23 protein-coding genes are annotated in these 26,183 nt (G+C 73.1%); 5 read left to right on the forward strand and 18 right to left on the reverse strand.

Annotated features, from left to right (window positions below; translation table 11 throughout):
• The first annotated feature begins 67 nt into the window (after positions 1 to 67).
• Positions 68 to 1,033 (forward strand): LysR family transcriptional regulator, encoded by a 966-nt coding sequence (locus tag OHL10_RS03920; RefSeq protein ID WP_265520834.1) that lies wholly within the window; start codon positions 68 to 70, stop codon positions 1,031 to 1,033.
• A gap of 14 nt (positions 1,034 to 1,047) precedes the next feature.
• Here OHL10_RS03920 and OHL10_RS03925 read toward each other — a convergent pair whose 3' ends face one another.
• Complete coding sequence (locus tag OHL10_RS03925; RefSeq protein ID WP_265520835.1) at positions 1,048 to 1,206, reverse strand: hypothetical protein; 159 nt, start codon at positions 1,204 to 1,206, stop codon at positions 1,048 to 1,050.
• Positions 1,207 to 1,543: 337 nt separating this feature from the next.
• On the opposite strand from OHL10_RS03925, the gene OHL10_RS03930 reads away from it, so the two are divergent.
• On the forward strand, positions 1,544 to 3,397 hold the full coding sequence (locus tag OHL10_RS03930; protein WP_265520836.1) for a glycerophosphodiester phosphodiesterase: 1,854 nt from the start codon (positions 1,544 to 1,546) through the stop codon (positions 3,395 to 3,397).
• A 19-nt stretch (positions 3,398 to 3,416) separates the two neighbouring features.
• On the opposite strand, the gene OHL10_RS03935 is transcribed toward OHL10_RS03930, so the two are convergent.
• The 4 genes from OHL10_RS03935 to aceA form a co-directional block, all read right to left on the reverse strand.
• On the reverse strand, positions 3,417 to 4,139 hold the full coding sequence (locus OHL10_RS03935) for a hypothetical protein (protein WP_265520837.1): 723 nt from the start codon (positions 4,137 to 4,139) through the stop codon (positions 3,417 to 3,419).
• A gap of 5 nt (positions 4,140 to 4,144) precedes the next feature.
• Entirely contained in the window at positions 4,145 to 4,555 is a 411-nt protein-coding gene (locus tag OHL10_RS03940) for a hypothetical protein (protein ID WP_265520838.1), read from the reverse strand.
• A 235-nt stretch (positions 4,556 to 4,790) separates the two neighbouring features.
• Positions 4,791 to 6,530, reverse strand: a complete 1,740-nt coding sequence (aceB, locus tag OHL10_RS03945; protein WP_265520839.1) for a malate synthase A — start codon at positions 6,528 to 6,530, stop codon at positions 4,791 to 4,793.
• Between the two features lie 124 nt (positions 6,531 to 6,654).
• Positions 6,655 to 8,040: an isocitrate lyase gene (aceA, locus tag OHL10_RS03950; protein ID WP_265520840.1), complete on the reverse strand. Its 1,386-nt coding sequence runs from the start codon at positions 8,038 to 8,040 to the stop codon at positions 6,655 to 6,657.
• Positions 8,041 to 8,197: 157 nt separating this feature from the next.
• On the opposite strand from aceA, the gene OHL10_RS03955 reads away from it, so the two are divergent.
• Positions 8,198 to 9,694, forward strand: a complete 1,497-nt coding sequence (locus OHL10_RS03955; protein WP_265520841.1) for a helix-turn-helix transcriptional regulator — start codon at positions 8,198 to 8,200, stop codon at positions 9,692 to 9,694.
• A gap of 21 nt (positions 9,695 to 9,715) precedes the next feature.
• On the opposite strand, the gene OHL10_RS03960 is transcribed toward OHL10_RS03955, so the two are convergent.
• The gene (locus OHL10_RS03960) at positions 9,716 to 10,324 is read right to left on the reverse strand and encodes a TetR/AcrR family transcriptional regulator (RefSeq protein ID WP_265520842.1); all 609 of its coding nucleotides are present in this window, start codon (positions 10,322 to 10,324) and stop codon (positions 9,716 to 9,718) included.
• Between the two features lie 65 nt (positions 10,325 to 10,389).
• Here OHL10_RS03960 and OHL10_RS03965 point away from each other — a divergent pair, with 65 nt between their 5' ends.
• Positions 10,390 to 11,469 (forward strand): saccharopine dehydrogenase NADP-binding domain-containing protein, encoded by a 1,080-nt coding sequence (locus tag OHL10_RS03965; protein WP_265520843.1) that lies wholly within the window; start codon positions 10,390 to 10,392, stop codon positions 11,467 to 11,469.
• On the opposite strand, the gene OHL10_RS03970 is transcribed toward OHL10_RS03965, so the two are convergent.
• From OHL10_RS03970 to OHL10_RS04015, 10 genes are all read right to left on the reverse strand, one after another.
• Positions 11,423 to 13,207 (reverse strand): alpha/beta hydrolase, encoded by a 1,785-nt coding sequence (locus OHL10_RS03970; protein WP_265520844.1) that lies wholly within the window; start codon positions 13,205 to 13,207, stop codon positions 11,423 to 11,425. The genes OHL10_RS03965 and OHL10_RS03970 overlap by 47 nt on opposite strands.
• A 21-nt stretch (positions 13,208 to 13,228) precedes the next feature.
• Positions 13,229 to 14,425, reverse strand: coding sequence for an acetyl-CoA C-acetyltransferase (locus OHL10_RS03975; RefSeq protein WP_265520845.1), 1,197 nt, complete (start codon positions 14,423 to 14,425; stop codon positions 13,229 to 13,231).
• An 82-nt stretch (positions 14,426 to 14,507) separates the two neighbouring features.
• Complete coding sequence (locus OHL10_RS03980; protein ID WP_265520846.1) at positions 14,508 to 14,888, reverse strand: cation:proton antiporter; 381 nt, start codon at positions 14,886 to 14,888, stop codon at positions 14,508 to 14,510.
• Between the two features lies 1 nt (position 14,889).
• Positions 14,890 to 15,147 (reverse strand): MrpF/PhaF family protein, encoded by a 258-nt coding sequence (locus tag OHL10_RS03985; protein WP_265520847.1) that lies wholly within the window; start codon positions 15,145 to 15,147, stop codon positions 14,890 to 14,892.
• Positions 15,144 to 15,512, reverse strand: a complete 369-nt coding sequence (locus OHL10_RS03990) for a Na+/H+ antiporter subunit E (RefSeq protein ID WP_265520848.1) — start codon at positions 15,510 to 15,512, stop codon at positions 15,144 to 15,146. The genes OHL10_RS03985 and OHL10_RS03990 overlap by 4 nt, the downstream gene beginning before the upstream one ends.
• On the reverse strand, positions 15,509 to 17,068 hold the full coding sequence (locus OHL10_RS03995) for a monovalent cation/H+ antiporter subunit D family protein (RefSeq protein WP_265520849.1): 1,560 nt from the start codon (positions 17,066 to 17,068) through the stop codon (positions 15,509 to 15,511). Before OHL10_RS03995 ends, OHL10_RS03990 begins: the two co-directional genes overlap by 4 nt.
• Positions 17,065 to 17,526: a sodium:proton antiporter gene (locus tag OHL10_RS04000; protein ID WP_265520850.1), complete on the reverse strand. Its 462-nt coding sequence runs from the start codon at positions 17,524 to 17,526 to the stop codon at positions 17,065 to 17,067. Before OHL10_RS04000 ends, OHL10_RS03995 begins: the two co-directional genes overlap by 4 nt.
• Positions 17,523 to 20,429, reverse strand: a complete 2,907-nt coding sequence (locus tag OHL10_RS04005; protein ID WP_265521017.1) for a DUF4040 family protein — start codon at positions 20,427 to 20,429, stop codon at positions 17,523 to 17,525. The genes OHL10_RS04000 and OHL10_RS04005 overlap by 4 nt, the downstream gene beginning before the upstream one ends.
• Positions 20,430 to 20,622: 193 nt before the next feature.
• On the reverse strand, positions 20,623 to 21,174 hold the full coding sequence (locus OHL10_RS04010; protein ID WP_265520851.1) for a DUF1697 domain-containing protein: 552 nt from the start codon (positions 21,172 to 21,174) through the stop codon (positions 20,623 to 20,625).
• A complete protein-coding gene (locus tag OHL10_RS04015; protein WP_265520852.1) occupies positions 21,171 to 22,652 on the reverse strand; it encodes an amidase in 1,482 nt (493 codons plus the stop codon). The genes OHL10_RS04010 and OHL10_RS04015 overlap by 4 nt, the downstream gene beginning before the upstream one ends.
• 299 nt (positions 22,653 to 22,951) lie before the next feature.
• Here OHL10_RS04015 and phoH2 point away from each other — a divergent pair, with 299 nt between their 5' ends.
• Positions 22,952 to 24,358 (forward strand): RNA 5'-3' helicase PhoH2, encoded by a 1,407-nt coding sequence (phoH2, locus tag OHL10_RS04020; RefSeq protein ID WP_425498935.1) that lies wholly within the window; start codon positions 22,952 to 22,954, stop codon positions 24,356 to 24,358.
• Between the two features lie 58 nt (positions 24,359 to 24,416).
• Here the strand turns inward: phoH2 and OHL10_RS04025 are convergent, their stop codons facing one another.
• A complete protein-coding gene (locus tag OHL10_RS04025; protein WP_265520854.1) occupies positions 24,417 to 25,307 on the reverse strand; it encodes an ABC transporter permease in 891 nt (296 codons plus the stop codon).
• Positions 25,304 to 26,176 (reverse strand): ABC transporter permease, encoded by an 873-nt coding sequence (locus OHL10_RS04030; protein WP_265520855.1) that lies wholly within the window; start codon positions 26,174 to 26,176, stop codon positions 25,304 to 25,306. Before OHL10_RS04030 ends, OHL10_RS04025 begins: the two co-directional genes overlap by 4 nt.
• Positions 26,177 to 26,183 lie beyond the last annotated feature (7 nt).

Here is a 26,183-nt window from a genome sequence, read left to right on the forward strand (position 1 = left end):
CTTCTCGTACAGTCTGTGCGGAGAAGCCGCACAACGCGATTCGCGCGCCGACACCGGGGAGACGCTCGTGCTCAACGCCGCACGGCTGCAGATCCTGGCCCGGCTCGACAGCCTCGGCACGGTCCGCGCCGTCGGTGCCTCGCTCCACCTCAGCCCCTCCGCGGTGTCCGCCCAGCTCGCGGCGCTCGAGGCCGAGACGGGCTCCCGACTCCTCGAACGGACCGGGCGGCGGGTGCACCTCACCCCGGCGGGCCGGTCGCTCGCCCGGCACGCGCGCATCATCCTCGACCAGATGGCGCTCGCGGAGGCGGACCTCGCGCACCCCGACGGGCAGCCCGCCGGGGTCGTGCGCATCGCCGCGTTCTCGAGCGCGGTACGCGAGCTCGTGATCCCCCTCGCACTGCGCCTCGCCACGGAGCACCCGCGGGTCGAGATCGACGTGGTCGAGCTCGACCCGCGCGAGAGCGGCCCGGCGCTGCGGCGTGCCGACGTCGACCTCGCCGTCACCGCCGAGCTCCTCGACGGCGCGCCGCTCGCCGGTCCGGACGTCGCGACCGTGCCGCTGCTCGAGGACCCGGTCGTCCTCGTGACCGCGGCCGCGGGCGGACCCGGTGATGCGGCGACAGGGCACCGGGCCGCCGGAGCGGTCGACCTCACCGGACTCGCCCGCGCCCGGTGGGCGGCGGACCTGCCCGGCACCTATCTGTCGACGCTCCTGGACGACGTGTGCCGTGAGGCAGGTTTCGCGCCGCACGTCGTGGCGCGACTGCCGAGCTACGAGCTGTTGCTCGCGCACGTCGAGGCGGGACTGTCCGTCGCGCTCCTGCCCGGGCTCGCGGTGGACCGCCGCTACGCCGTCGACGTCCACACGCCCGCCGCGCCGCGCACACGGAAGGTCTACGCCGCCGTGCGGCGGGGCGCCCCACCGACGCCCGCCACGGCGGCAGTCCTGTCGGGTCTTCGCAGGGTCGCGCGCGAGCGCCTGTCCACAGGACGACGGTCGGCTGGCGACGCGCCGCGTGGAACGTCCTAGTGCCTGTCGAACACCTACCAGCGGTCGAGGCGGCGGAGCAGGAGACGGAACGGGGAGAGCATCACGAAGCTCTCGTGGGCCGTCAGGGTGGCTTCGTACTGGCTCACGAGGCGGCGTTGCCGGTTGATCCACTCGTTCGTCCGCTCGAACGGCCCAGCGCCTGTGCTGACCATGAAGGCGCGGGGCCGGAGACGATCTCCAGCTTGATCCCTGTGGCTGCAGCGGCCTCGGCAAGGCCTTGGCCGACGTAGCCCCTTGTCGGCCCAGAAATGGGCCACCGTACTGCACGGGTTCTTGGTCAGGAGGTCGGCGAACGCGGCCCGGTCTTGCACCTGCGCTGCGGACAACACGGTGGGTCACGCGTACGAGCAGACCGGTGAGGCCAGGTCGCGCCTCGTCGACGGCCCGCTCGACGACTGATCACCCGCTCCGCGGCCGACCTGGTGGCTATCATGCTCACGATGCAGACGGAGTCCATGGCACGGCGGCGCACCGCGTGAGCGGTGCCTGGTGAGCGCGCGTCGGAGGGGGTCCCGCACGCGGCCCCCCGCGCCGGGTCGTTCGGCGACTCTCGCCCGCGCGGCCGCGCAGGTCGCCGCGGCGCCGCGGGCGTACCTGGCCGCGACGCTCCTGGTGCAGGGCGTGTCCGTGCTGCTCGCGTTCCCGCTGATCGCGCGGCTGTTCGACGCGGCGCTCGCGCAGGCGGGCGTCGGCGCGCTCACGCACCTCAACGTGCTGCGGGTGCTGTCGACGCCGACGTCGGTGCTCCTTCTCGTGCTGCTCGCGCTCGTGGCGAGCGTCGTCGCGCTCGTCCAGCAGGGTGTGTATCTGGCGATCAGCGCGCGGCTGCGCGACGGCGCCGCGGTGTCGGTGCGCGCGGTCGCGGGTGATCTCGCGCGCGCCGTCCGACGGCTCGTCGGTCCGCAGCTGCTGCTCTTCGTGGCGTACGTGTTCGTGCTCGTGCCGCTCGGCGGGTTCGGGGTGGCGGCGACCGTGGTGCGCGGCATCGCGCTGCCGAACTTCGTCGTCACCGAGCTGCTGAAGTTCGACGGCGGCCTGGCCGTCTACGTCGTGTTCTTGCTGGTGGTGCTGGCGCTCAACCTCCGGCTCGTCCTCACGACGACGGTGCTCCTCACCTCGGACGCCTCCGTCGCCGCCGCGATGTCCGCGAGCTGGCGGATGACGCGCGGGGTGGCGCTGCGCCTGCTCGGCCGGTTCGCGACCGTCCTGGTCGGGGCGTTCGTGATCAGCGCGGGCCTCGTCACCGCCGGGCTCGTGCCGACCCGGCTCGCCGACGTCCACCTCCCCGCGGCCGCCCCCGCCGTGGCGGGTGCGTCGCTCGCCGTGGTCCAGGTGCTCGGGGTCCTCCTCGCGGGCCTCGTCGCGGCGCTCTGCTCGCAGGTGGTGGTCCTCGCCGCCGGCGCGTCCGGTCTGCCCGACGGCGTCGCGCCCGTCCGTGCCGAGCCGTCACCGGAGGCCGTGCCCGGGCGGGCGCCGTGGTCGCGGCGGGTGCGGACCGCCGTCGGGCTGCTGGGTGTCGCGGTGTTCGTCGGGCTCGCGGCGGTGAACACGTCCGTCGTGGCGGGCCTCGCGGCCGGGGGGACGGGCGCGGTCGTCGCGCACCGCGGCTACCCGGGCGGGGGAGTGGAGAACACGGTGCCGGCGCTCGAGGCGGCCGCGGCCCTCGGTCCCGAGTACGTCGAGCTCGACGTGCTCCAGACCGCGGACGGTGAGCTCGTCGTCTTCCACGACACGACGCTGCGGCGCCTCGCCGGGTCGTCGCAGACCGTCGCGGGCTCGACGCTCGACGAGCTCACCGCGACGACCGTGCGCCAGGGAGCCTTCGAGGCGCAGATCCCGTCGCTCGAGGAGTTCGTCCTGCGCGCCAAGGAGCTGGACCAGCCGCTGCTCGTCGAGCTCAAGCGGCACGGGTCCGAGACGCCCGGGTTCGCGGCCGACGTCGTGGCGCTGCTGCGTGAGCACGACGTCGCCGGTGAGCACCTTGTCCAGTCGATCTACCCCGACCTGGTGGACGAGGTCCGGGCGCTCGGCCCGGAGATCTCCGTCGGGTACGTCGTGCCGTTCAGCCGTGGCGGTCTCGGTGACGTGGCCGTCGACTTCGTCGTCGTCGAGGAGTGGTCGGTCACGCCGCGGCTGCGCGCCGAGGCCCGCGCCGCCGGCGTGGACGTGCTCGTCTGGACGGTGAACGACCCGGCCGCGATGCGCGCCTACCTGCAGGACGGTCTCGACGGCATCATCACGGGCGACCTGCGCAGCGCCGTCGGCGTCCGCGACGCCGTCGCCGCCGACACCATGGTCTCGACGCGGCTGGAAGGCGCCCTGCGCGACGCCCTCTGGTGGTGACGCGCCGGTCGAGCGTGCGTCAGTCCGCGGACGCGAGGTGGACCGGGCCCGCGGTGCCGAGCGTCAGCCGCCACACGCCGTCGGCCCCCGCGGGGACGGCCACGCACAGGCTGCCCACCACCGTCGTCTCGTCCCTGATGCGGCCCGTCGTGACGAGCTCCCCGGGCACCGTCCCGCACGACGCCGTGTGCTCCGTGCCGGTGGCGTCGAGGAACGAGAGGCGGACCGACTCGTCCTCCGTGAGCGCGGCGTCGTCGCTCCACGAGTACGCCGCGACCGGGACGACCCAGTACTCCGTCCCGTCGTCGGGAGCGGTGTTCGACGGGTCGGCCGCCAGGATCTCCGCGGTCGCGTCGCGCGGCGAGCCGAGCGTCGCGTCCCACTCGGTGCCGTAGACCGTGACGCCGATGGGCCACGGGTCGTCCGGCGTCCCGTCCTCGGGGGAGTCCACCCAGACATCGGGCCACTCCTCGTCCCACCAGGCGTCCTCGGCGAGGCCGTCGGTGGGAACGAGGAGATCGTCCGCGTGCTCGACGGCGTACGTCACGCCGAACGACAGCGCACCGGCCGCGAGGAACGCGACACCGCCCGACACGGCGCCGACCAGCACCCTCTTGCGAGGCGAGGCGGGAGGCCGCGACCACGGGTCCGGGCGGGCGGACGGGTTGTGCACGGGAGGTGCGTAGGGCATCGGACGCGGAGGTCCGTAGGGCGTCGGCTGCGGGCCTGCGGGCGTGGTCACGGGGATCACTCCTCCGTGGCGAGGGGCGAGGGCAGCGCGACCGCGACGGCGCCGGTCAGGGAGTCGGGGGCAGCACCGACGGCGGACTGCTCCGGCTCCGGTCCCGGGACGGTGCGTCCGAGCCAGCCTCCGGCGAGGATGCCGAACGTCAGACCGACGACCGCCGCGATCACCCCGATCGAGGTGAGGGAGATGCCGGGCCGTGGCGGGCCGTCGGGACGGCCCGGACCCGTGAACGGAGCGTGCGCGACGGGGCCGACTGCGCCGACTGGGCCGACGGAGAACGGGACGGGTGGACCAGCCGGGCTCGGCGCGAGCACCGCGGCAGGTGGCGCAGCGGCGACGTGCGTGGGTGCCGCGGACGGCGACGGCGACGGCGACGGCGGCGACGAGGGTGAGGCGAACAGATCGCTCAACGCGGGGCTCCCGGGGGCGTGCTGGGGCGGGACGAGCTCGCTCAGCGACCGGACCGCCGTGCGCGAGCGGATCCTCCCACGCCCACCCACCCCGCCGCCAGACACCCGCCCCAACGGCGCGCTCGACCACGAGCTACCTCCACCACGAGCTACCTCGGCCACGAGAACGACCTTGGTGCCGTCATCCAGCGGATAACGGCACCAAGGTCGTGTTCGGCCACGGGGGGTGGCGAGGTTACGGCTGGTCCTGGGGGGAGCCCACCAGGTACTGCGAGTAGGCGCCGATCGTGAGGAAGGTCGGGAAGTCCTCGGAGAGCGCCACGGCGCGGAAGACGGTCGCCGCGTCGTCGATGCGGTTTCCCTCCACCCGGGGCAGGTCGTCGACGATCTCGGCGAGCAGCGCCTCGACGCGTTCGTGCGTGATGGGCACGCCGTTGTCGGTGCGCGTGCCGGACGCGATCCACTGCCACACCTGTGAGCGGGAGATCTCGGCCGTGGCGGCGTCCTCCATGAGGTGGTCGATCGCCGCGGCGCCGACCCCGCGCAGCCACGACTCGATGTACCGCACGCCGACGGACACGTTCGCGCGCAGCCCGGCCGCCGTGACGGTCGCCCCGGCGCGGCGGGCCGAGCCGACGTCGAGCAGCTCGTGCTGGCCGACGTTCACGTCCTCGCGCAGTCGTGACACCTGGTGGGGGCGGTCGCCGAGCACGGCGTCGAACTCGCCGCGCGCGACGTCGATGAGGTCGGGGTGCGCCACCCAGGTGCCGTCGAAGCCGTCGGCGGCCTCCCGCGCCTTGTCCGCCCGCACCTGGGCGAAGGCGCGCTCGGTGACCTCGGGCCGTCGTCGGTCCGGGATGAATGCGCTCATCCCGCCGATCGCGTGCGCCCCGCGCCGGTGGCACGTGGCGACGAGCAGCTCGGTGTACGCCCGCATGAACGGCGCCGTCATCGTGACCTGCGCGCGGTCCGGCAGCACGTAGGACGCGCCCCGGGTGCGGAACGACTTGATCATCGAGAACAGGTAGTCCCAGCGACCGGCGTTGAGGCCGGCGCAGTGCTCGCGCAGCTCGTAGAGGATCTCCTCCATCTCGAACGCGGCGGGCAGGGTCTCGACGAGCACGGTCGCACGGATCGTGCCGTGCTCGATCCCGATCCACTCCTGGGCGAACGTGAACACGTCGTTCCACAGCCGCGCCTCGCGGTACCCCTCGAGCTTCGGCAGGTAGAGGTACGGCCCCCGCCCCCGGGCGACCAGCTCACGGGCGTTGTGGAAGACGTACAGGCCGAAGTCCACGAGCGACGCCGACGCCGACACGCTCACGCCCGCGCGGTCCACGTAGCGCATGTGCTTCTCGATGAGGTGCCACCCGCGCGGGCGGAACACGATCGTCGGCAGGTCGGTGAGCGTCGTCGAGCGCAGGCGGTACTCCTTGCCCTCGGGGCTCGTGTGCTCGAGCGTGCCGCGGATCGCGTCGTGCAGCGCGAGCTGCCCCTCGACGACGTTGCGCCACGTGGGGCTGGACGCGTCCTCGGCGTCGGCGAGCCAGACCTTCGCGGTCGAGTTCAGCGCGTTGATCGCCATCTTCGGGTCGGTGGGCCCGGTGATCTCGACGCGACGGTCCTCGAGCCCGGGGGCGCCGGTCGAGCCCGCGACGCGCCAGGTCGGGTCGTCGCGCACCGGCCGGGTCGACGCCCGGAAGTCGGGGTCGATCCCGTCGGCGACGTCCTGGCGGCGCTGCTGGCGGTCCATCAGCAGCTCGTGGCGGCGAGCCACGAACCGGTCGTGCAGCGCGGTGAGGAAGTCCAGGGCGCCCGGCGTGAGGATCTCGTCGTAGCGGCGGCCCAGGGTCCCGGTGATGCGCAGGGTGCCTGACGGCGTCGGGCGGCCCGGGCGCTCGGGCCGGGCTCCGGCGTCGGACGTCGGGCCCGGGGGCGGCGAGGTGGTGGTCTGGTCGGTGAGCGTGATGGGCATGGCGGTCTCCGAACGGTCAGGTGCCCTGTCGAGGGAGGACCCCGGTCCGCGAGGGAGGACGACTGGCGTTCTCCCTCGCGGACGGGCGTTCTGTCTCGGCGTGAGGCGGGTCAGGCGGGATGGCTTAGTGGAACTGCTCGGTCTCGGTGGAGCCGGCCAGCGCGAGGGTGGCGCTGTCCGGGTTGAGAGCCGTGGCGACCCGGTCGAAGTAGCCGGTGCCGACCTCCCGCTGGTGGCGGGTGGCCGTGTAGCCGTCGGCCTCGGAGGCGAACTCGGCCTCCTGCAGCTCGACGTAGGCGCTCATCGCGCGGTCGTTGTACCCGCGGGCGAGCTCGAACATGGAGTGCGAGACGGCGTGGAAGCCGGCCAGCGTGATGAACTGGAACGCGTACCCGTAGGAGGCCAGCTCCTTCTGGAACTTCGCGATGGTCGCGTCGTCCAGGTGCTTCTTCCAGTTGAACGACGGTGAGCAGTTGTAGGCGAGCTTCTTGTCCGGGTACTGCTCGTGGACCGTCTCCGCGAACCGGCGGGCCAGCTCGAGGTCGGGCTCGCCCGTCTCGACCCAGATGAGGTCGGCGTACGGGGCGTAGGCCAGGCCGCGGGCGATGACGGTGTCGATCCCGGGGCGCGTGCGGTAGAAGCCCTCGGAGGTGCGCTCCCCGGTGAGGAACTCCTGGTCCCGGGGGTCGACGTCGGACGTGATGAGGTCCGCGGCGAGCGCGTCGGTGCGGGCGATGATCACCGCCGGGACCCCGGCGACGTCGGCCGCGAGCCGCGCGGCGTTGAGGGTGCGGATGTGCTGCGCGGTGGGCACGAGCACCTTGCCGCCGAGGTGGCCGCACTTCTTCTCCGACGCGAGCTGGTCCTCCCAGTGCACGCCCGCGGCGCCCGCCTCGAGCATGGAGTGCATGAGCTCGTAGGCGTTGAGCGGACCGCCGAACCCGGCCTCCGCGTCCGCGACGATCGGGGCCAGCCAGTCCCGCTCCGGCTTGCCGGTCGAGGACTCGGCGGTCTCGATCTGGTCGGCCCGCAGCAGCGCGTTGTTGATGCGGCGCACGACGGCGGGGACGGAGTTCGCGGGGTAGAGCGACTGGTCGGGGTACGTCTGGCCCGAGAGGTTGGCGTCGGCGGCGACCTGCCAGCCGGACAGGTAGATCGCCTTGAGCCCGGCACGCACCTGCTGGACGGCCTGGTTCCCGGTCATCGCACCGAGCGCGGCGACCCACTCCTCGGTGTGGAGGAGGTCCCAGAGCTTCTCGGCGCCGCGGTGCGCGAGGGTGCGGTCCTCGCGCACCGAGCCGCGCAGCGCGACGACGTCCTCGGCCGTGTAGTCGCGGCGGACGTCGGTCCAGCGCGGGTCGGTCGCCCAGGTCAGGGCGAGCTCGGCAGCGGTCTGGCGCTGGTCTCCGGGACGAGCCGGCCCGGTCGAGCTGCCGGCGGACGCGACCCGGGTGCTCCCGGTCGTGTACTCGGTGCTGGCGCGTCGGGTGACGATGGTGGGCGTGCTCACGGGGTGCCTCCTGTGCGGTGGTGCGGTCGGGGATCTCCGTCGCCGGAGCTCCTGAAACGACCTTCCTCCCTCGTGCAAGGGGTTCTCAAGCCAATCCGAGGAGAAGAAGCGTCGTTCTTCTGTTGTGCGCAAGGAGTGAGGTGTGTCACCCTCAGTCATGGCAATCTCGACGTCCAGCACCGCCGGAACCTCGGAACCTGCGCGAATCCCGCTCGAGAGCGAACCCGACGCGCTGACCATCGGCCGTCGTGTGCGCCACCTGCGCACCGCGAAGGGCATGACCCTCGACGAGCTCGGGGCCGCGATCGGTCGCGCGCCGTCGCAGGTCTCGATGCTGGAGAACGGCCGACGGGAACCGCGGTTCGCGCAGCTCCAGGCCGTGGCGCGGGCGCTCGGGGCGAGCCTCGACGACCTGCTGTCGGCCGAGCCGCCGTCCCGCCGCGACGCCCTCGAGATCGAGCTGGAACGCGCCCAGCGCGGGCCGCTCTTCTCGGCGCTCGGGCTGCACCCCGTGCGGGTGGGCAAGTCGCTGCCGACCGATGCGCTCGAGACCATCGTCGCGCTCCAGCGCGAGCTCGCGCGCCTGCACACCGAGCGCGCCGCGACGCCCGAGGAGGCGCGGCGCGCGAACGCCGAGCTCCGCGCGGTCATGCGCGCCCAGGACAACCACTTCCCGGAGCTGGAGGACACGGCGCGGGACCTGCTGGACGGCGTCGGGCACACGCGTGGACCGATGTCCCAGCGCGTGGCCGCCGACCTCGCCGCGCACCTCGGCTTCTCGCTCCACTACGTCCACGACCTGCCGCACTCGACGCGGTCGGTCATCGACCTGCGCCACCACCGCGTCTACCTGCCGAGCAACGGCATGCGCGCGGCGAGCGACCCTCGCTCGGCCCTCCTGCAGGCCCTCGCCAGCCACGTCCTCGACCACCAGGAGCCGCGCGACTACGCCGAGTTCCTGCGCCAGCGCGTCGAGGCGAACTACCTGTCGGCCGCGCTGCTGCTGCCCGAGCGCGACGCGGTCAAGCACCTGCGCGCCGCCAAGGACGAGCGGGAGATCTCGGTCGAGGACCTGCGGGACGCGTTCGCCGTCTCCTACGAGACCGCCGCGCACCGGTTCACGAACCTCGCCACCAAGCACCTCGGCATCCCGGTGCACTTCATGAAGATCCACGAGGCCGGCATCATCCACAAGGCCTACGAGAACGACGGCGTGCGGTTCCCGTCCGACGCGCTCGGCGCGGTCGAGGGGCAGTACGTCTGCCGGCACTGGACCGCCCGCACGGTCTTCGCGGTCGAGGACCGGCTCAGCCCGTTCAGCCAGTACACCGACACGCCGAGCGGCACGTACTGGTGCACCTCACGGGTCCAGGAGACCGCCGACGGCGAGTTCTCCGTGAGCGTCGGGGTGCCGTTCGCGCACGTCAAGTGGTTCCGCGGGCGCGAGACGACCGAGCGCACCGTCTCCCGCTGCCCGGACGAGTCCTGCTGCCGCCGCCCGCCCGCCGTGCTGGCGGACCGGTGGGCGGACCAGGCCTGGCCGAGCGCCCGCCCGCACGCCAGCATGCTGGCCGCCATGCCCGTCGGCGCCTTCCCCGGGGTGGACACGACCGAGGTGTACACGTTCCTCGAGGCGCACGCGCCCACGTCCTGAGGCGCGTCCCGAGGCACGGGTTCAGGCGAGGAGCTGGCGCACGAGGGCGTCGGCGGCCCAGTCCTCCCACTGCGCACCGCTCCAGCCGCACGACTCCACGAGCTGGTCGTACACCTCGGGTCCGAGCGTGACGTAGGTGACGTCGCGAGCGCGGTCCTCGGGCACGCGCAGCGTGGCCTTGCCCGCGAGCGACGCGGTGAACCGGGCGGTGACCTCCCGGCGCTGGTGCTGGTTCTCGGCCCACAGCGCGGCCATCTCCTCGTGGGCGGGGGCGGCCTCGCGCAGCGTGCGCAGGAGCGGGACGACGCGCTCCATGACGGTGCGCGTCCCGGCGACCTGGCGGCGCAGGTGGTCGCGCGGGTCGGGGGACCCCAGGGCGTGCCGGGCCCAGTCGCGGTCGAGGGTCGCGACGGGTTCGGCGTCGCCGGCGACCGTCACGTCGAGCACCTCGGCGAAGAGCGCGTGCTTGGTCCCGAACGTGTAGTAGACGGTCTGCGTCGCGACGCCGGCCGCGCGGGCGACGTCCTCGACGGACGTGCGGGCCCACCCGCGCTCGACGAACAGGGTGCGCGCGGCGTCGAGCATCCGGCCCCGGGTCGCCCGGGCCTTCTCGGCGCGTGTCCCGCTCATCGGTCCTCCTCGGTCGGGTCAGCCGATCTTGACTGTAGTAAGACTACAGTGATACTCACTAGAGCATGACTACAGCGAAAACGGATGTCCTGGTCGTCGGCGGGTACGGAGCCGTGGGGTCAGCGGTGTGCGAGGCCCTCGCCGGCACGCTCGGCGCTCGGGTGGTGCCCGCGGGGCGCGACGCGCGGCGCGCGGCGGCGCTCGCCGACCGGCTCGGCCTCGATCGGTCGGCCCGCGTGGACCTCGACGACCTCGCGACGCTGCGCGCCGCGCTCGACGGGGTCGGGGTGGTCGTCCTGTGCGTCGAGCCCGGGGACGACCGGGTCGCGCGGTTGTGCGTCGAGCACGGAGCAGGGCTCGTCGACGTCTCGGCGACGCGGACCCAGCTCGAGGCGGTCGAGCGCCTCGACGCGCAGGCGCGCCGTGCCGGGTCGCCGATGCTCCTGAGCGTCGGGGTCGCGCCGGGACTGACGAACCTGCTGGCTCGGCGAGCGCACGAGGGCGTCGGCGGGGCGGAGCGCATCGACCTCACCGTCGTCCTCGGTGCGGGGGAGCGCCACGGGGCGGACGCCGTGCGCTGGACCGTCGACCAGCTCGTCGACCCCACGAGCAGGACGGGGCCGCGCTCGTCTCGCCGCCTCCACGTGCCCGGGTTCGGGGACCGGACCGCCCACCCGTTCGACTTCTCCGACCAGCACACGCTGCGCAGGACCCTGGGCGTGCCGCGCGTCGCCACGAGGTTCTCGCTCGACTCCCGGGTGCAGACCCGCCTTCTCTTCGGCGCGCGGCGGCTGGGGCTCCTGCGGGCGATGCGAGCGCCGCGGGCGCGCCGCGCGCTGGTGACGACGCTCGGACGGTTCCACGCGGGTGGGGACCGCTTCACCGTCATGGCCACGGCGTCCTCGGCGCGCGGGGCCTCCGAGCACGCGCTCACCGCCCGGGGACAGGGACGGTTCACCGGGCTCGTCGCGGCGGCAGCGGCCCGCGCCGTCCTCGCCGGGCAGGTGCCGCCCGGCGTCCACCACCTCGAGCAGGTCGCCGCCCTGCAGGACCTTCCCGAGCGGCTCGTGGCCGACGGCGCGAGCGTGGTCGAGCCGGCTACCCGGCGGAACCCTGCTGGGCCGCGGGTCCCATCACGTCCTTGAGCCGCTGCGTGTCGGAGTCCGTCCACCCCGCGGGCGGGTGCAGGGCCGAGAAGCCGTCCGCGTACTCCAGGTGGTAGTTGTGCCCGTGACCTGCGGGGATGTCGGAGGCCGCCGCCACGAACAGGTCGCCGGTGAGCTGCCAGAACGTGACGAACGGCCACCACCGCACGTCGGTGAGGACGTCGGGTCCGCGGGGCTCGCGCAACCAGTCGGGCTCGGACCACAGCAGCGACGGCGACCACCACGTCACGCCGTCCGACGCGTGCTGGACGTAGACGACGCGCGGCTCCTCCCACGTCGTGGGCAGCTCCCAGATCGTGGCGGCGCTCGCGGCGCCGGTGCCCCACCGGACCTGCGCGCCCGCGTCGAGGACCGGCGAGTACTCCGGCGACCCGGAGTCGCGGGCGTCGGTGAGGTCCCGCCAGTTCGGGGTGAAGCCGGGCGTGCCGACGAACAGCGCACCGTCCGTGCGCGCGGTCATGTCCTGCAGCCCGCTGAAGGCGCCCTGGGCGCCGAAGGAGCCCAGGGAGATGCCGAAGGTGAGCAGGCGGGGCCGGTCGTCCTCGGGCAGGTCGGACCACCGCTCGTAGACGGCCTCGAACAGCGCCTTGCCGGCGTCCGGCGGTGTGCTGCGGTCACCGACGAAGCTGATCCAGCTCGGCAGGTACGAGTACTGCATGGTCGCGATGGCGGTGTCTCCGCCGTGCATGAGCTCCAGGGCCTCGCTCATGCCGGGATCCACCCAGCCGGTGCCCGTCGTGGTCGCGACGACGAGCGTCGAGCGGTCCCAGGCGCCGGTGCGGTCGAGCTCGGCGACGACCCGCGAGGCGGTCGCGTCGAGGTCGCCGTCGGCGTCGAGGCCGGCGTAGACGCGCACGGGCTCGAGGACGGCGTCCGGGTCGACGACGGTCCCCGCTGCGGCGAAGTCGCGCAGCTCGTCGAGGGTCGGGCCGAGGGCGACGAAGTTGCGGCCCTCGGCGCCGAGCGACTCCCACGTCTCCGGCGAGCCGGGCGAGCCGGAACGCTCCGTCTGCGTCGGCGGGACGAGGTCGGCGGCGACGGTGTCGTTCGCCGTCGCGTAGACCGAGCTGAGGAGGCTGAGCGTGCCGGACCAGATGACGCCGTTGAACAGCAGGACGGTCACGACGGCGACGGCGACGCCGCTCGCGAAGCGGGCCACCGGGGCGGGGACGACCCGGCCGACGAGCCGGCTCAACAGCTGGGCGACCCGGCGCAGCCCCCGGCCCGCCTGCAGCACGAGGAGGGCGACGACGAGCGTGGTGACGACGACCGCCACGTCCCGGGCCGCGAACTCGGCCGGCATCCCGAACAGCTCGCGGAGCTCGGACTGCCAGCGGGCGGCGAGCACGAGGAACAACGGCACCAGGACGATCGTCGCGCCGGCGAGCACCCACCAGGCGAGCCGGCCCGCCCGGGCGCTCCACCGCACGCGCAGCCCGACACGGCCGGCGAACCACTGCGCGAACGCCCCGAGCCCGTACCCGCCGACGACGCTCATCCCGCTGATCACCGCCTGGAAGTACCAGGCGCGCGGGATGAGGGACGGCGTGCAGGAGAGGCAGAAGAAGAGCAGGGCGAGCACGAGCCCGGTCGCCGAGAACCGGCGGACGTACCGCAGCAACGCGTCCGCCACGCGGTGACGCGGGGAGGGGGCCGGCTCGATCACCTCGGGCTGCCGGACGTCGACCTCGGACGGTGCTGCCTCGGTGTGCTCCACGCCCCGATAGTAGGGGGTGGCTCAGGATTCGAGCAGGAGCGCCTCGCCCTGGCCGCCACCGCCGCACAACCCGACCGCGGCGCGACCACCGCCGCGGCGTGCCAGCTCGTGCGCCGCATGGACGGCGAGGCGTGCACCCGAGGCGCCGATGGGGTGGCCGAGGGATATCCCGCCGCCGTGCACGTTGACCCGCTCGGGGTCGACGCCGAGGAGGGCGGTGGACCGTGCGACCACGGTCGCGAAGGCCTCGTTGATCTCGACCAGGTCGAGGTCACCGGCGCTCCAGCCCTCCCGGTCGAGGGCGGCGGCGATCGCGCGCGCGGGTTGTGAGTGCAACGAGGTGTCGGGTCCGGCGACCTGACCGGCCGACCGGACGGTCGCGAGCACCTGTGCTCCGGAGCTCTCGGCGCGGGCGCGGGTCGTCAGGACGAGGGCGGCGGCGCCGTCGGAGATCTGGGACGAGTTCCCGGCCGTCAGGGTCCCGTCCGGGGCGAAGGCCGGGCGCAGCCGTGCGAGGGACTCGGGCGTCGTGTCCGGTCGGACGCCCTCGTCCGTGCGCACCTCGATGTCCTCGCCGCGCCGCTGCGGGACGAGGACGGGCGCGATCTCGGCGTCGAACCGTCCGTCCTTCCACGCAGCCGCCGCCCGCTGGTGCGAGCGGGCCGCGAGCGCGTCCTGGTCTTCCCGCGAGACGTAGGCGTCGCCCGTGTTGGTCCGTTCGGTCGACACGCCCATCGAGTCGTGGTCGAACGCGTCGGTGAGGCCGTCGTGCGCGGCGGCGTCGAGGAGCGTCACGTCACCGAAGGTGAAGCCTGCGCGCGCTCCCGGCAGCACGTGCGGGGCGTTCGTCATCGACTCCTGGCCACCGACGAGCACGACCTCCGCCTCGCCCGTGCGGAGCAGGCGCGCGCCGTCGATCACGGCCGTCAGACCCGAGAGACAGACCTTGTTGAGCGTGACGGCCGGGACGTCCCAGCCGATCCCGGCGGCGATCGCGGTCTGACGGGCGGGGTTCTGGCCGGCACCCGCCTGGAGGACCTGGCCGAAGATCACGGCGCCGACCGACGCCCCGAGCGACCCCGCGCGCTCTAGCGCCGCGCGCGCCGCGACGGCGCCCAGCCGGGTCGCGGTGAGTGTCGCGAGCGAGCCGCGGAGCCGTCCCTGGGGAGTTCGGGCGGCGGCGACGATCACGACGTCGTCGGGTCTGGTGCTGCTCATCGTGCGACCTCCTGGTGAGCGACGGTGCTCGGGACCCGCTGTGGGGCTCTCTCCCGAGCATCGCACGTCCGCACGCGGGACGTCAGCCCTCGGCAGTGCTCCCCTTGACGGCGTCGGTGCGGTCGTCCGGGGTGTCGTCGGAGATGGCGTCCGGGGACGTGTTCGCAACGAGTGGTGAACCCGTTGTGTAGGCGGCTCGCGCGAGGGCCATCGAACCGATCGCGGACGTGGCGAGCTGAAGGACGACGGCCAGCACGACCTTGATCGTGTCGTCGAGCGCCGGTGCGATGAGGAGCGCACCGATGACGACCTGGACGATGCCGAACCCGGCTGCCGTAGAGATGGCTGACGTCCGGGTGTAGACGTCGGGCAGCTTGAGCAGTCCGAGGCCGGCGGTGAGGAAGACGATCCCGCCGAGCACGACGAGGACCTGTCCGACGATCTCGAGGACGGAGGTGGTCATGTCAGCGCTCCCCACGGGTCAGGGCGCGTGCCAGTGACAGCGCCGAGAGGAATCCGACGAGCGAGGCGACGAGGACCAGGTCGAACGTGCCGACGCTCTCGGTCGCGACCCCGACGATCGCGATGATCGCGATGATCGCGAAGAAGAACAGGTCGGCCGCGACGGCGCGGTTCGCGTCGTCGGGTCCGGCGATCATCCGGTAGGCCGCAGCCAGCATGGCGAGGACCACCAGACCTGCCGCCACGGTGAGGGCGATCACGAGGCGGTCTCCTTCCGTCGGGTGGCTCGGACCATGTGGTCCTCGATGACGCGCAGCTCGGCGATCAGGCCCTCCGGACCGTCCGCATACATGCCGTGGACGTACAGGTCCCAAGCGCCGTCGCTCGATCCGGGTCGCGTGCGCGTCCCGAGCGTGAGCGTGCCGGGTGTCAGAGTGATTGCGGTCGCCAGGAGCGTGACCTCGGCCGCTGAGCGGCACCGGGTCTCGAGGCGAGCGATGCAGGGCGACGAGTTCTGCCCGGGCGTGACCGTGTCTCGGATGACGGTGAAGTTCGAGACCACCACCTGCCACACGAACCACACGACGAACCACGCCCAGCGCAACGGCCAGGTCAGCCAGCTCATGCTCCGGTCACCGCCTCCACGTAGGTCGTGGTGTCCACGAGGTTGTACGCCGCGATCTCGCTCAGCTCCATGAGTCCTTGCGCGCCGAGGCCGAGCGCCACGGTGAGCGCGGCGAGGAAGACCGCCGGGGCGGCGAGCGCGAGGTTGATCTTGCGTCGCGGCTGGACGGCCAGGATGGTCGTCGCGTCGCGGGCCTGCGCTTCGTCGAACTCTCCGCTGACGTGCTCCGGGGTCACGGAGCCACGGGGGACGACCCCCGGCCGTCCCCAGAAGGTCCCGGACCAGATCTTCAGCATCGACATCAGCGTGATGATGCTGACGACCAGCATCACGACGACGGCAGCCACCTGGCCGGAGTCCAGCGCCGCGGTGATGAGCGCGAGCTTGGCGACGAAACCTGAGAAGGGCGGGATCCCGGCCAGCGACATCGCGGCGATGAAGAACGTCACTGCGATGAGCGGTTCCGCCCGGGCGATGCCGTGCACGCTGCCGAGCGGCCCGGTCCCGTAGCGGACCTCCACCGCACCCGTCGACAGGAACAGCGACGCCTTGACGATCATGTGGTGCAGCAGGTAGAAGATCCCCGCCGTGAGACCGATCGGTCCGAAGAGCGCGACCCCTAGCAGGATGTAGCCGATCTGGCTGACCATGTGGAACGCCAGGATCGACCGGGTCGAGTTCTCGCCGACCGCACCGAGCACGCCGACGATCATCGTGAGGGAGAACATCACGACGCCGATCCACAGGTACTCGCTCATCCCCTCGAAGACGACCGCGTAGATCCGGTAGATGGCGTAGATCGCGACCTTGGTGTGCAGACCGGAGAACAGCGCCGTGACGGCCGGGGAGGCGTCCGGGTAGGCACGGGCGAGCCAGCCGTGCACGGGCACGACCGCGGCCTTCATCGACAGGGCGAACAGGCACACGGCGACGGCGATCGCGACGACGGGGGAGTCCTTCGCCGCGCCGGCGAGCTCGGCGATGTTCACCGTCCCGGCGACACCGTAGGTGAGCCCGACGCCTGCGAGGAAGACGGTCGAGATGAGGAGGTTCGCCGTCACGTACAGGCGTGAGCCGGTCACGCGGCGCAGCGGCGCACGGCCGGGCGCGGACATCACCAGGAGGCCGTAGGACGGCAGCAGCATGACCTCGACGAACACGAAGAGGTTGAACAGGTCGGCCGTGAGCAGCGCGCCGTTCACCCCCGCGGCGAGCACGAGGACCAGCGGCGCGAAGAACCGCAGGCGCACATGCGTCGAGGCCACCGCGAACGCCGAGCACGTCACGGACAGGACCGCCGTCAGCGTGAGCATGAGTGCGGTGAACATGTCGGCGGCGAAGGGGATCGAGATGCCGAACGGCCACAGCCCGATCCCGTGCGCGAGCGCGGAACCGTCGGCGGTCTCGACGATCAGGGCGATGCCGGCGAGGCCGGACGCCGTGAGCGTCGCGAGCAGGACCGACGTCGACCAGTGACGTGAGCCGGGCACGAGGAGCAGCACGGCCGCCGCGACCAGCGGGACGGCGACGAACAGCGGCAGGAGAGTCGCGGTCATGCGTCCGCTCCCGTCGTGCTGCTACCGGTGCTGGTGCCGCTGCCGGTGCCGCCGCCGGACCCGGTGCTCAGGGTCATGCCGTGCGCCCGCGCGATCTCCTCGATCGGCGGTGGATCCTCGTGCGCGCCACGGTCGGCGCGCGCCGCGTCGGACAGGACGTCGGTGTCGTCGTCACCGCGCCCGACGACGGAGAGGGACAGCATGTAGATCGTGATCGCGAACGCGATGACGATCGCGGTGAGGACGAACGCCTGCGGCAGCGGGTCCGCGGTGGTCGCCGGATCAGGGGAGTCGCCGAGGGGCTGCCCTCGCCGGTCGGCGCCGCCGGCGGCGAGCAGCAGGACGTTGACGGCGTGGCTGAGGAGGATGAAGCCGAGCACGATGCGGAGCATCTCGCGCTGGAGCACGAGATAGATGCCGCCGGCGACGAGGAGCCCGACGATGATCGCGAGCGTCATGCGGTCTCCTTCGGGTTCGTGGACGGTCGGTGGGCGCCGGCGATCGCCGGTTCCTGCGGTGGGGGCGGTTCTGTCCCCTCGGTGTAGGCACCGGTGTCCGCACCGGTGCCGCCGTCGGCGTCCGCATCCGTGCCGGCCGCGGGTGTCGGGGGTGGCTCGTCGACGCTCACCGTGCCGACCGGCGGCGGGTTGCTGCCGAGCAGGTCGAGCGCCGCGACGACCACTCCGATGACGGCGAGGTAGACCCCGACGTCGAAGATCAGGGCAGTGGTCAGGTGCATCCCCAGGGCGTCGACGTGCAGCGGCCGCAGGAAGGACCCGTCGACCAGACCGGCGAGGCCTGTGACGACGGCGATGAGCACGCCGCCGCCGATGAGCGGGTAGTACGGCGTGCGCCGCGGGGAGTCCGACGTCGCGGCGAGGTAGGCCAGCGCGAAGCCGGATGCCGCGACCAGGGCCGCGATGAACCCCCCGCCGGGGGCGTTGTGCCCGCGGAACAGGAAGTAGAGCGAGAAGGCGATCATGAGCGGCACGAGCGGCTTGGCCAGCGAACGGGTGAACAGCCCGTTCTGCACGGGGTCGACGAGCGGCGAGCGGGGGAGCACCGCGATGGCGGGGCCGCCGTCGCGCGAGCGCATGGGCAGCGCCCGTGCCGACTCGAGCAGGACCGCGACGACTACGCCGGCGATCCCGAGGACGGTGAGCTCACCCAGGGTGTCGAGCGCGCGGTAGTCCACGAGGATCGTGTTCACCACGTTGCTGCCGCCCGTGTCGTCCGGCGCATTGAGCAGGAAGTGCTCGCCGGCGGCGGACAGGTCACGCCGCCCGGTGAGCGCGAACGTCGCGAGGCCCGCGGAGAGCCCACCGAGGACCGCGATCGTGCCGGTGACCAGCACGCGCCGCGGGGGCACCTTCCGGAACCTGCGAGGGAGCCTGCGCAGCAGCAGGACCGCGACGACGACGGTGAGGAACTCGACGAGGAGCTGGGTCAGCGCGACGTCGGCGGCGCCGAGGGCGAAGAACAGCACCGCAACCGCGAAGCCGACGATGCCGATGACGGCCACCGACCCGAGGCGCGACCGAGCGGTGACGGCCGCCCCGACACCGAGGGCTACGATCCCCAGCAGCACCCAGTCGAGCGGGCGCGAGGTCTCGCGCGCGTCGCCGAGGCCCGTGACGGACGCGGCGGCGGCCACGGCGACGACCGCGATCGCGACGACCGGGATCGCCAGGTGCCGTGCCGGGGCGTCGGTCCGGGTGAGGTCGCCGACCCGAGCGCCGAAAGCGACCGTCCAGCGTTGCCAGGCGGCGACCGCCTCGACGCCGGTGAACGGGAAGAGCTGACGCCCGAGGACGCGCTCGACGGTGCGCGAGCGGAGCACGAGCAGCAGGCCGAGGGCGTAGATGACGAGCGAGATGCCGAGCTCGGGGGTGATCCCGTGCCAGAGCGTGAGGTGCGCGTCGACCTCGCTGCCGGCCGCCGCGCTCGCCGCCGACCCGGTGATCGTGTCGAGCAGCGCGGCGCCGGGGCCGAGGAGCAGGCCGAGCGCGGCAGGGATCGCGGCGGGCAGGACGAGCCCGAGCGAGCCCTCGCGCATCGTGGAGCGCAGCTCGTCGTCGGGAACGCCCGGGAGCGTACGCAGCACGATGCGTCCGCAGTAGGCGAACGTGAACACCGCGCCGAGCGCGGCGACACCGGCGGTCACGGGACCGGCCCATCCGGGAGCCTCGAGCATCCCGGCGAGCACCGACTCCTTGCTGACGAAGCCGAGGAGCGGGGGCAGCCCGGCCATCGATGTCGCGGCGAGCACGATCGCCACGGCCGTGAGCGGCATCGCCCGCCCGACGCCGGCGAGGCGACGGATGTCGCGTGTGCCTGTCTGGTGGTCGAGGACGCCGACGAGCATAAAGGCCGCCGACTTGAACAGCGCGTGGGCGACGGTGTGCACGCAGGCCGCGAGCAGCGCGGTGGGCGTGCCGATGCCGATGACCGCGACGAGCAGGCCCAGCTGGCTCACCGTCGAGTACGCGAGCAGCTCCTTGAGGTCGTTGCGCTGGAGCGCGAACACCGCCCCCATGACTGTGGTGATCAGGCCGACCGTGACGAGCAGGATGTTCCACACCGGTACCTCGGCGAGCGCGGCGGAGAACCGCAGCAGCAGGTAGATCCCGGCCTTGACCATCGCCGCGGCGTGCAGGTACGCGCTCACCGGCGTCGGGGCGACCATGGCGTCGGGCAGCCACGCGTGGAAAGGAAACTGGGCAGACTTCGTGAACGCGGCGAGCGCGACGAGAACCGCGATCGTCGCGGCGAAGGTGGTGTCCTGCGACCAGACGGGGTCAACGAGGATCGCGCTGAGCTGCGTCGTCCCGGTGACCACGGACATGGCGATGACGGCACCGAGCAGGCACAGGCCGCCGGCGACCGTCACGAGGAAGGTCCGCACCGCGGGCGCGTGTGCTTGCGGGCTGGTGCGCGCGATGAGGAAGAACGAGCAGACCGTCGTGAACTCCCACATGACGAAGAGCAGGATCACGTCGTCGGCCAGCACGAGGCCCGTCATCGCCGCCGCGAAGGCGGTCATCAGCCCGTAGAAGCCGGGGTGCGGGCCGGGGCGCAGGTACTTCGCGGAGTACGCGAGCACGGCCGCGCCGACCCCCAGCACGAGCATGACGAACATGCCCGTCAGCCCGTCGTAGCGCAGGTGCAGCGCGACGTCGAGCGAGGGGATCCATGCCACGGACCACTCGGTGCCGGTGGCGGGAGGTGCGATCCCGATCCACAGGGCGAGCGCGAGGAGCCCGGCAGCGAGAGGCCACCCGGCAGCACGGCCGAGGGCGCGACCGAGGAAGGGGGCGATCAGCGCGAGGAGCGCGGTGAGCCCGAGGACGGCAGGGAGCATCACGAAGGCGGACCTTGTCGTTGTGGAGCCGGTGGAGGACGAACGGGTCAGGCGTCGTGGGGCGGGGCTGACCCTGCCTGGTCCGCTCCCCAGGCCGAGACGTACCCGTTGGTGCCCCGTGCTCGGTGCTGGGCGATCGGTCCCCGAGACGGTTCATGACGGAACCGGCGCGCCCGGTACCTGTTCGCCTCGATCACCCGGGGAGTCTACCGGCCATCTCCGCGAGCCGGGTGATCGTCGTCCAGTTCCGGGCGGTCAGCGCAGTGGACGCGGCCCGCGCGAGCACGGCGGACGTGAGCCGCGAGCGCCCGATCCCGTCGGGGTACGTGACGTACAGCACGCCGTCGACGACGGTCGCGCGTTCGCGTCCGGGGTGCTCGGCCACGAGGCGGGCGACGCCCTCGGCGTCGATCTCCTCGGTGCCCACGAGCACGAGCAGGTGCGCGGGGTCGTCGCGCGCGGCCTCGGGGTAGGGGTTGGCAGTCACGATGCCCGCGATCCTCGTCGCGGAGAGGGTGACGGCGTGCACGTCGAGGCCCAGTGCGTCGAGCAGGCCCGACCGGATCCGTGCCGAGACCTCCGCGGGCGAGGCGTCGCCTGTCCCGGCCACCAGGTTCCCGCTCGCCAGGTGGGTCCGTGGGTCGGTGAACCCGGCGTCGGTCGCGACCTGGCGCAGGGTCTGCGACCGCACGACGCGCCTGCCCCCGACGTTCACGCCGAGGAGCAGGACGACGGAGGTGGTCATCGCGGGCCTGTCGGCAGCCTGGTCGTGGCGTGGACCGGCGGACGGCGGTGCGCCCAGGGTGCGGCGGTCTCGAGCTGGGCGGCCAGGGCGAGCAGCACGGCGTCCTGCCCGTGCGCGGCACCGAGCATCACGCCGACGGGCAGCCGGACGCCGTCGGCGGTGGCCTCGCCGAGCGGCAGACTGATGGCCGGTCGGCCCGTGAGGTTCCATACGCTCGTCCACGGGGTGAAGGCGCTCTGCGCGGCGAAGTCCGCGGCGGGGTCGTGGTCTTCCCGCTGCGAGCCGACCCGTGCGGGCAGCTGCGCGAGGGTGGGTGAGAGCACGACGTCGACCCCGGCCCAGGCGGCCGCGACCTCCCGGGTGAGCGTCTGGACCGCCGTGAGCGCTCGGGCGTGCTCCAGCCCGGTCACGTCCCGCCCGCGCGCACGAAGCCATCGGCTCAGCGGGGTGAGGAGGTGCTCGTCCTCGGGGTCGATCTCGGCCGAGAGCGCACCGACCGACCACAGCGCGGCGAACGAGGACCAGCGCTCGGCGTCGAACGGCGGGTCGATCTCCACGACCTCGTGCCCCAGCTCCTCGAGCAGGTGGGCCGTGTCGAGGGCCGCCTGCCGGCACGCCGGGTCGACCGGGGCGTCCGTCGCGATGATTGGCGCGGTGAGGAGGCCGACCCGGACCAGGGGCGGCCGCTCGCACGCGTCGAGGTACGTCGTCGGGCCGCGCCCCGCGCACCCGCTCACGAAGGTGTCGCCGGGCCAGGGCTGGGCCAGGACGTCGAGGAAGGCGGCGGTGTCGCGCACCGTGCGGGTCAGCACGCCGTGGGAGGCGAGGCCGGGGCCGTCGACCCCGTAGGGACCGGGGCTCACGAGCCCGCGCGACGGCTTGAGCCCGACGAGGCCGCAGGCCGAGGCGGGGATGCGCAGCGAGCCCCCGCCGTCACTGCCGTGGGCGACGGGCACGATCCCGGCGGCGACGGCCGCGCCCGCGCCGCCGCTCGACCCGCCCGCCGAGCGCGACAGGTCCCAGGGGGTGCGCGCGGGCGGGCCGGTGTCCGGCTCGGTGTAGGGCGGCAGGCCGAGCTCGGGGGTGCTCGTCTTGCCGACCATGATCGTGCCGGCCCGGCGCAGGAGGGTGACCACGCCGTCGTCGTACGGGGCGGTGACCTCGATCGCGGCGGATCCGGCGCGCAGCGGCACGCCCGCGACCATCGTGAGGTCCTTGACGGGGCACGGGACGCCGAGGAAGGGCGGCAGGTCGTGCAGCGACCCGGAGCGTCGGGCCGCAACGAGCGCGTCCTGCGCCGCGACGGCCTGCGCGCGGGCGAGGTCGGCGGTCACGGCGGCGAAGGCGCCCACCGTCTCGCCGAGCGCGTCGACCGCCGCGAGCGTCGCGTCGAGCGCCTCGACCGGTGAGACGTCACCACGCCGCACGGCCAGGGCCAGCCCGCGGGCGTCGAACCCGGTCCACGTCGCGTCGGTCATGGTGACGAGCGTAGGCGGAACGGTCGTCCAGGGCTCCGCAGGGTTAATTCCGCGTGACATCTCGGCGACACGGGGCTGTTGGGCTGGTGACAGGAATCACACGGGCGTAGTTTCGGGAGCACAGGACGGCACCAGCCGTCCCCGGGAGGCCAGCCCATGGAGTTCACGCTCCGCGCAGGAGGGCCGGCACCGGCTCCGCTGCACCTGCGGCCGGTCGCCTGCCCCACCCAACAGCCCGCCACGCCCCGGCCCGCCTCGACGGGGACCGGGAACGGGGTCGGGCGGCGAGAACGGCGCTGATGCGCCGGAGGGAGCCTGCCGTGGTCCGCAACGCACCTGAACCCGTCTCGGTACCAGGACCTGCATCGGACGATGCACCAGCCGGTGGGGAGGGGCGTCGGACCTTCGTCGTCGACACCTCCGTCCTGCTGTCCGACCCGCGGGCCATCCTGCGGTTCGCCGAGCACGACGTCGTCCTGCCGGTCGTCGTCATCACCGAGCTCGAGGCCAAGCGCCATCACGCCGAGCTCGGCTACTTCGCCCGCAGCGCGCTGCGGATGCTGGACGACCTGCGCATCACCCACGGCCGCCTCGACGCGCCCCTGCCCGTCGGTGACGGCGGAGGGACGCTGCGGGTCGAGCTCAACCACACGGACCCGACCGTGCTGCCTGCGGGCTTCCGGCTCGGCGACAACGACACGCGCATCCTGTCCGTCGCGGCGAACCTGTCGGCCGAGGGCTACGACGTGACGGTCGTGTCCAAGGACCTGCCGATGCGCGTCAAGGCGTCGGCGGTCGGCATCGCGGCCGAGGAGTACCGGGCCGAGCTCGCCGTCGACTCCGGGTGGACGGGCATGAGCGAGATCGACCTGGCCGACGAGCAGATGGCCGAGCTGTGGGAGAACGACTCGATCGAGCTCGCCGAGCTCGACCCGCTCGTCCTCGCCGGCGCCGGGCCGCTCTTGTGCCACACCGGCCTCGTGGTGCACTCGCCGCGGGGCTCGGCGCTCGGTCGCGTCACCGCGGACAAGCACGTCCAGCTCGTGCGCGGCGACCAGGAGCTCTTCGGGGTGCACGGCCGCTCGGCCGAGCAGCGCATTGCGATCGACCTGCTCCTCGACGACGAGATCGGGATCGTCTCCATGGGCGGGCGCGCCGGGACGGGGAAGTCGGCGCTCGCCCTGTGCGCCGGCCTCGAGGCCGTGCTCGAACGCCGCAAGCACCGCAAGATCATGGTGTTCCGTCCCCTGTACGCGGTGGGCGGCCAGGACCTCGGCTACCTGCCGGGCTCCGAGGCGGAGAAGATGAACCCCTGGGCGCAGGCGGTGTTCGACACGCTCGGCGCGCTCGTCTCGCCGGACGTCGTCGAAGAGGTGATCGACCGCGAGCTGCTCGAGGTGCTGCCGCTGACCCACATCCGTGGGCGCTCGCTGCACGACGCGTTCGTCATCGTCGACGAGGCCCAGTCCCTCGAGCGCAACGTGCTGCTGACGGTGCTCTCCCGGATCGGCCAGTCGTCGCGCGTGATCCTCACGCACGACGTCGCGCAGCGGGACAACCTGCGGGTCGGGCGGCACGACGGCGTCGCGGCCGTCATCGAGGCGCTCAAGGGCCATCCGCTGTTCGCGCACGTCACGCTGACCCGGTCCGAGCGCTCGCCCGTCGCCGCGCTCGTGACCGAGATGCTGGAGAGCATCGAGGTCTGAGGAAGGGCCCGCGTCCCGGTGGCCGGCCGACGGGCCGGCGACCGGGACGCGGGTGCGTCTAGCGGTCGGTGGTCGTGCGCATCCCGGTCCGCACCAGGACGACGTTCTCGACGATCTGCACCACGTTGTACAGGACGAGCGAGACGGCGGTGACCAGCACCACGCTCGACCAGATGAACGAGAACTGCACCTGCGGGATGGCCTGGTTGATCGCGGAGCCGATACCGTCGCCGGTCGCGAGCCACTCCGCGAGCAGCGCCCCGGTGATCGCGCCCGGGACCGAGATGCGCACCGCGGCGAAGAACGCCGGCAGGGACGCCGGGAGCGCGACCATCCGCAGGGCGTGCCAGGGGGACCCGCCGTAGACGTGCACGACGTCGGTCATCTGCTGCGAGGCCGAGGACAGCCCGGCCGCGATGGTGACGAGGGCGGGGAAGAGCACCACGATCCCGCCGATGACGGCGACGGCCGCGACGTCCCGCCCGACGATCATGATGATCACCGGCGCCATGGCGATGAGCGGCACGGACCGCAGCAGCATCGCGACCGGCATGAGCGCGTTCTCGGCGCCCTTCCACAGGCGGAAGCTCACGGCGCCGGCCAGCGCGACGAGGAGCCCTGTACAGAACCCGACGAACGAGTGGTACAGCGTGATGCCGAGCGGTGCCGTGACCGCGGCACGGTGCGCGGCGGCGTCGGGAGAGACCACCAGGTGGTCCCACACGTCGGCGGGGCTCTTCGCGACGTAGGGGCTGACGTCGAAGACGAGCAGCACCCCCCACCACAGGGCGAGCACGACGACCACGGTCAGGGCGAAGGTCAGCAGACCACGACCGATCGTGCGCAGCACGTCCCGCGTCGCCTCCCGCCGGACCCGTCGTCGCAGGAGGGCGAGGTCGTGGGTGGTCGGCCCGTCCGGCCCGGGGACCGTCGCGGTCGGGGCGCTCACGCGGGTCCTCCGCGGCTCGTCCCGCGGGACCACGGCGCGACCAGGCGTCCGACGGCGCCGAGCGCGAGGAAGCCGATCATGGCGACCGCGCCGGACACGAGCGCGAAGCCCCACAGCCGGGCCGCGTTGAGCGAGTTCTGTGCGTTGATCATCGCGGGGCCGAGTCCCACGTCGACCTTGCCGAGGTACTCCCCGAGGATCGCCCCGAGGAACGCGGCCGGCACCGCGATCTGCAGGGCGGTGAGCACCTGGGGGAGCGCGGCGACGAGGCGCACCGTGCGCAGCTGCGTGAGGCGGGACCCCCCGAGGACCGCGACGACGTCGAGCGTCGAGCGGTCCGCGGCCTTGAGACCGAGGAGGGCCCCGACGACCGTCGTGAAGAAGCAGCTCATCGCGGCGAGGAAGACGGCCGTGCCGGACGGCTCGCCCGTGGGCGGCGGGCCGATGATGATGAGCACGAGCGGGCCGATCGCGACGATCGGGATGCAGTAGGTGATGATCGCGAGCTGCATGACCGCGCCCTCGAGGCGCGGCACGACCAGGACGAGGGTCGAGAGCACGAGCGCGAGCCCGTTGCCCCAGAGGAATCCCTGCGCCGCCTCGGCCAGCGTCACGGACAGGTTGCGGGCGTACAGCTCCCAGCCGTCGAGCCCCCACTGGCGCACGACGTCCAGCGGTGTCGGGATGGCCTGGGCGTTGCCCGGACCGACGTCCGAGAACACGGTCACCGCACCCAGCCACCACAGCGCGACGAGCCCGACGCCCCCTATGACGCCGACCACCCAGTGGGGCAGGCGGCGTCGGGCGCGCTCGGCGGAGGTGTCCGACGGCGGTGCTCCGGTGGGTGTCGGGGCGGTGGTCGTGCTCATGGTCGCC

It is taken from the genome of Oerskovia flava (assembly GCF_026163685.1).
Lineage (GTDB): Bacteria > Actinomycetota > Actinomycetes > Actinomycetales > Cellulomonadaceae > Oerskovia_A > Oerskovia_A flava.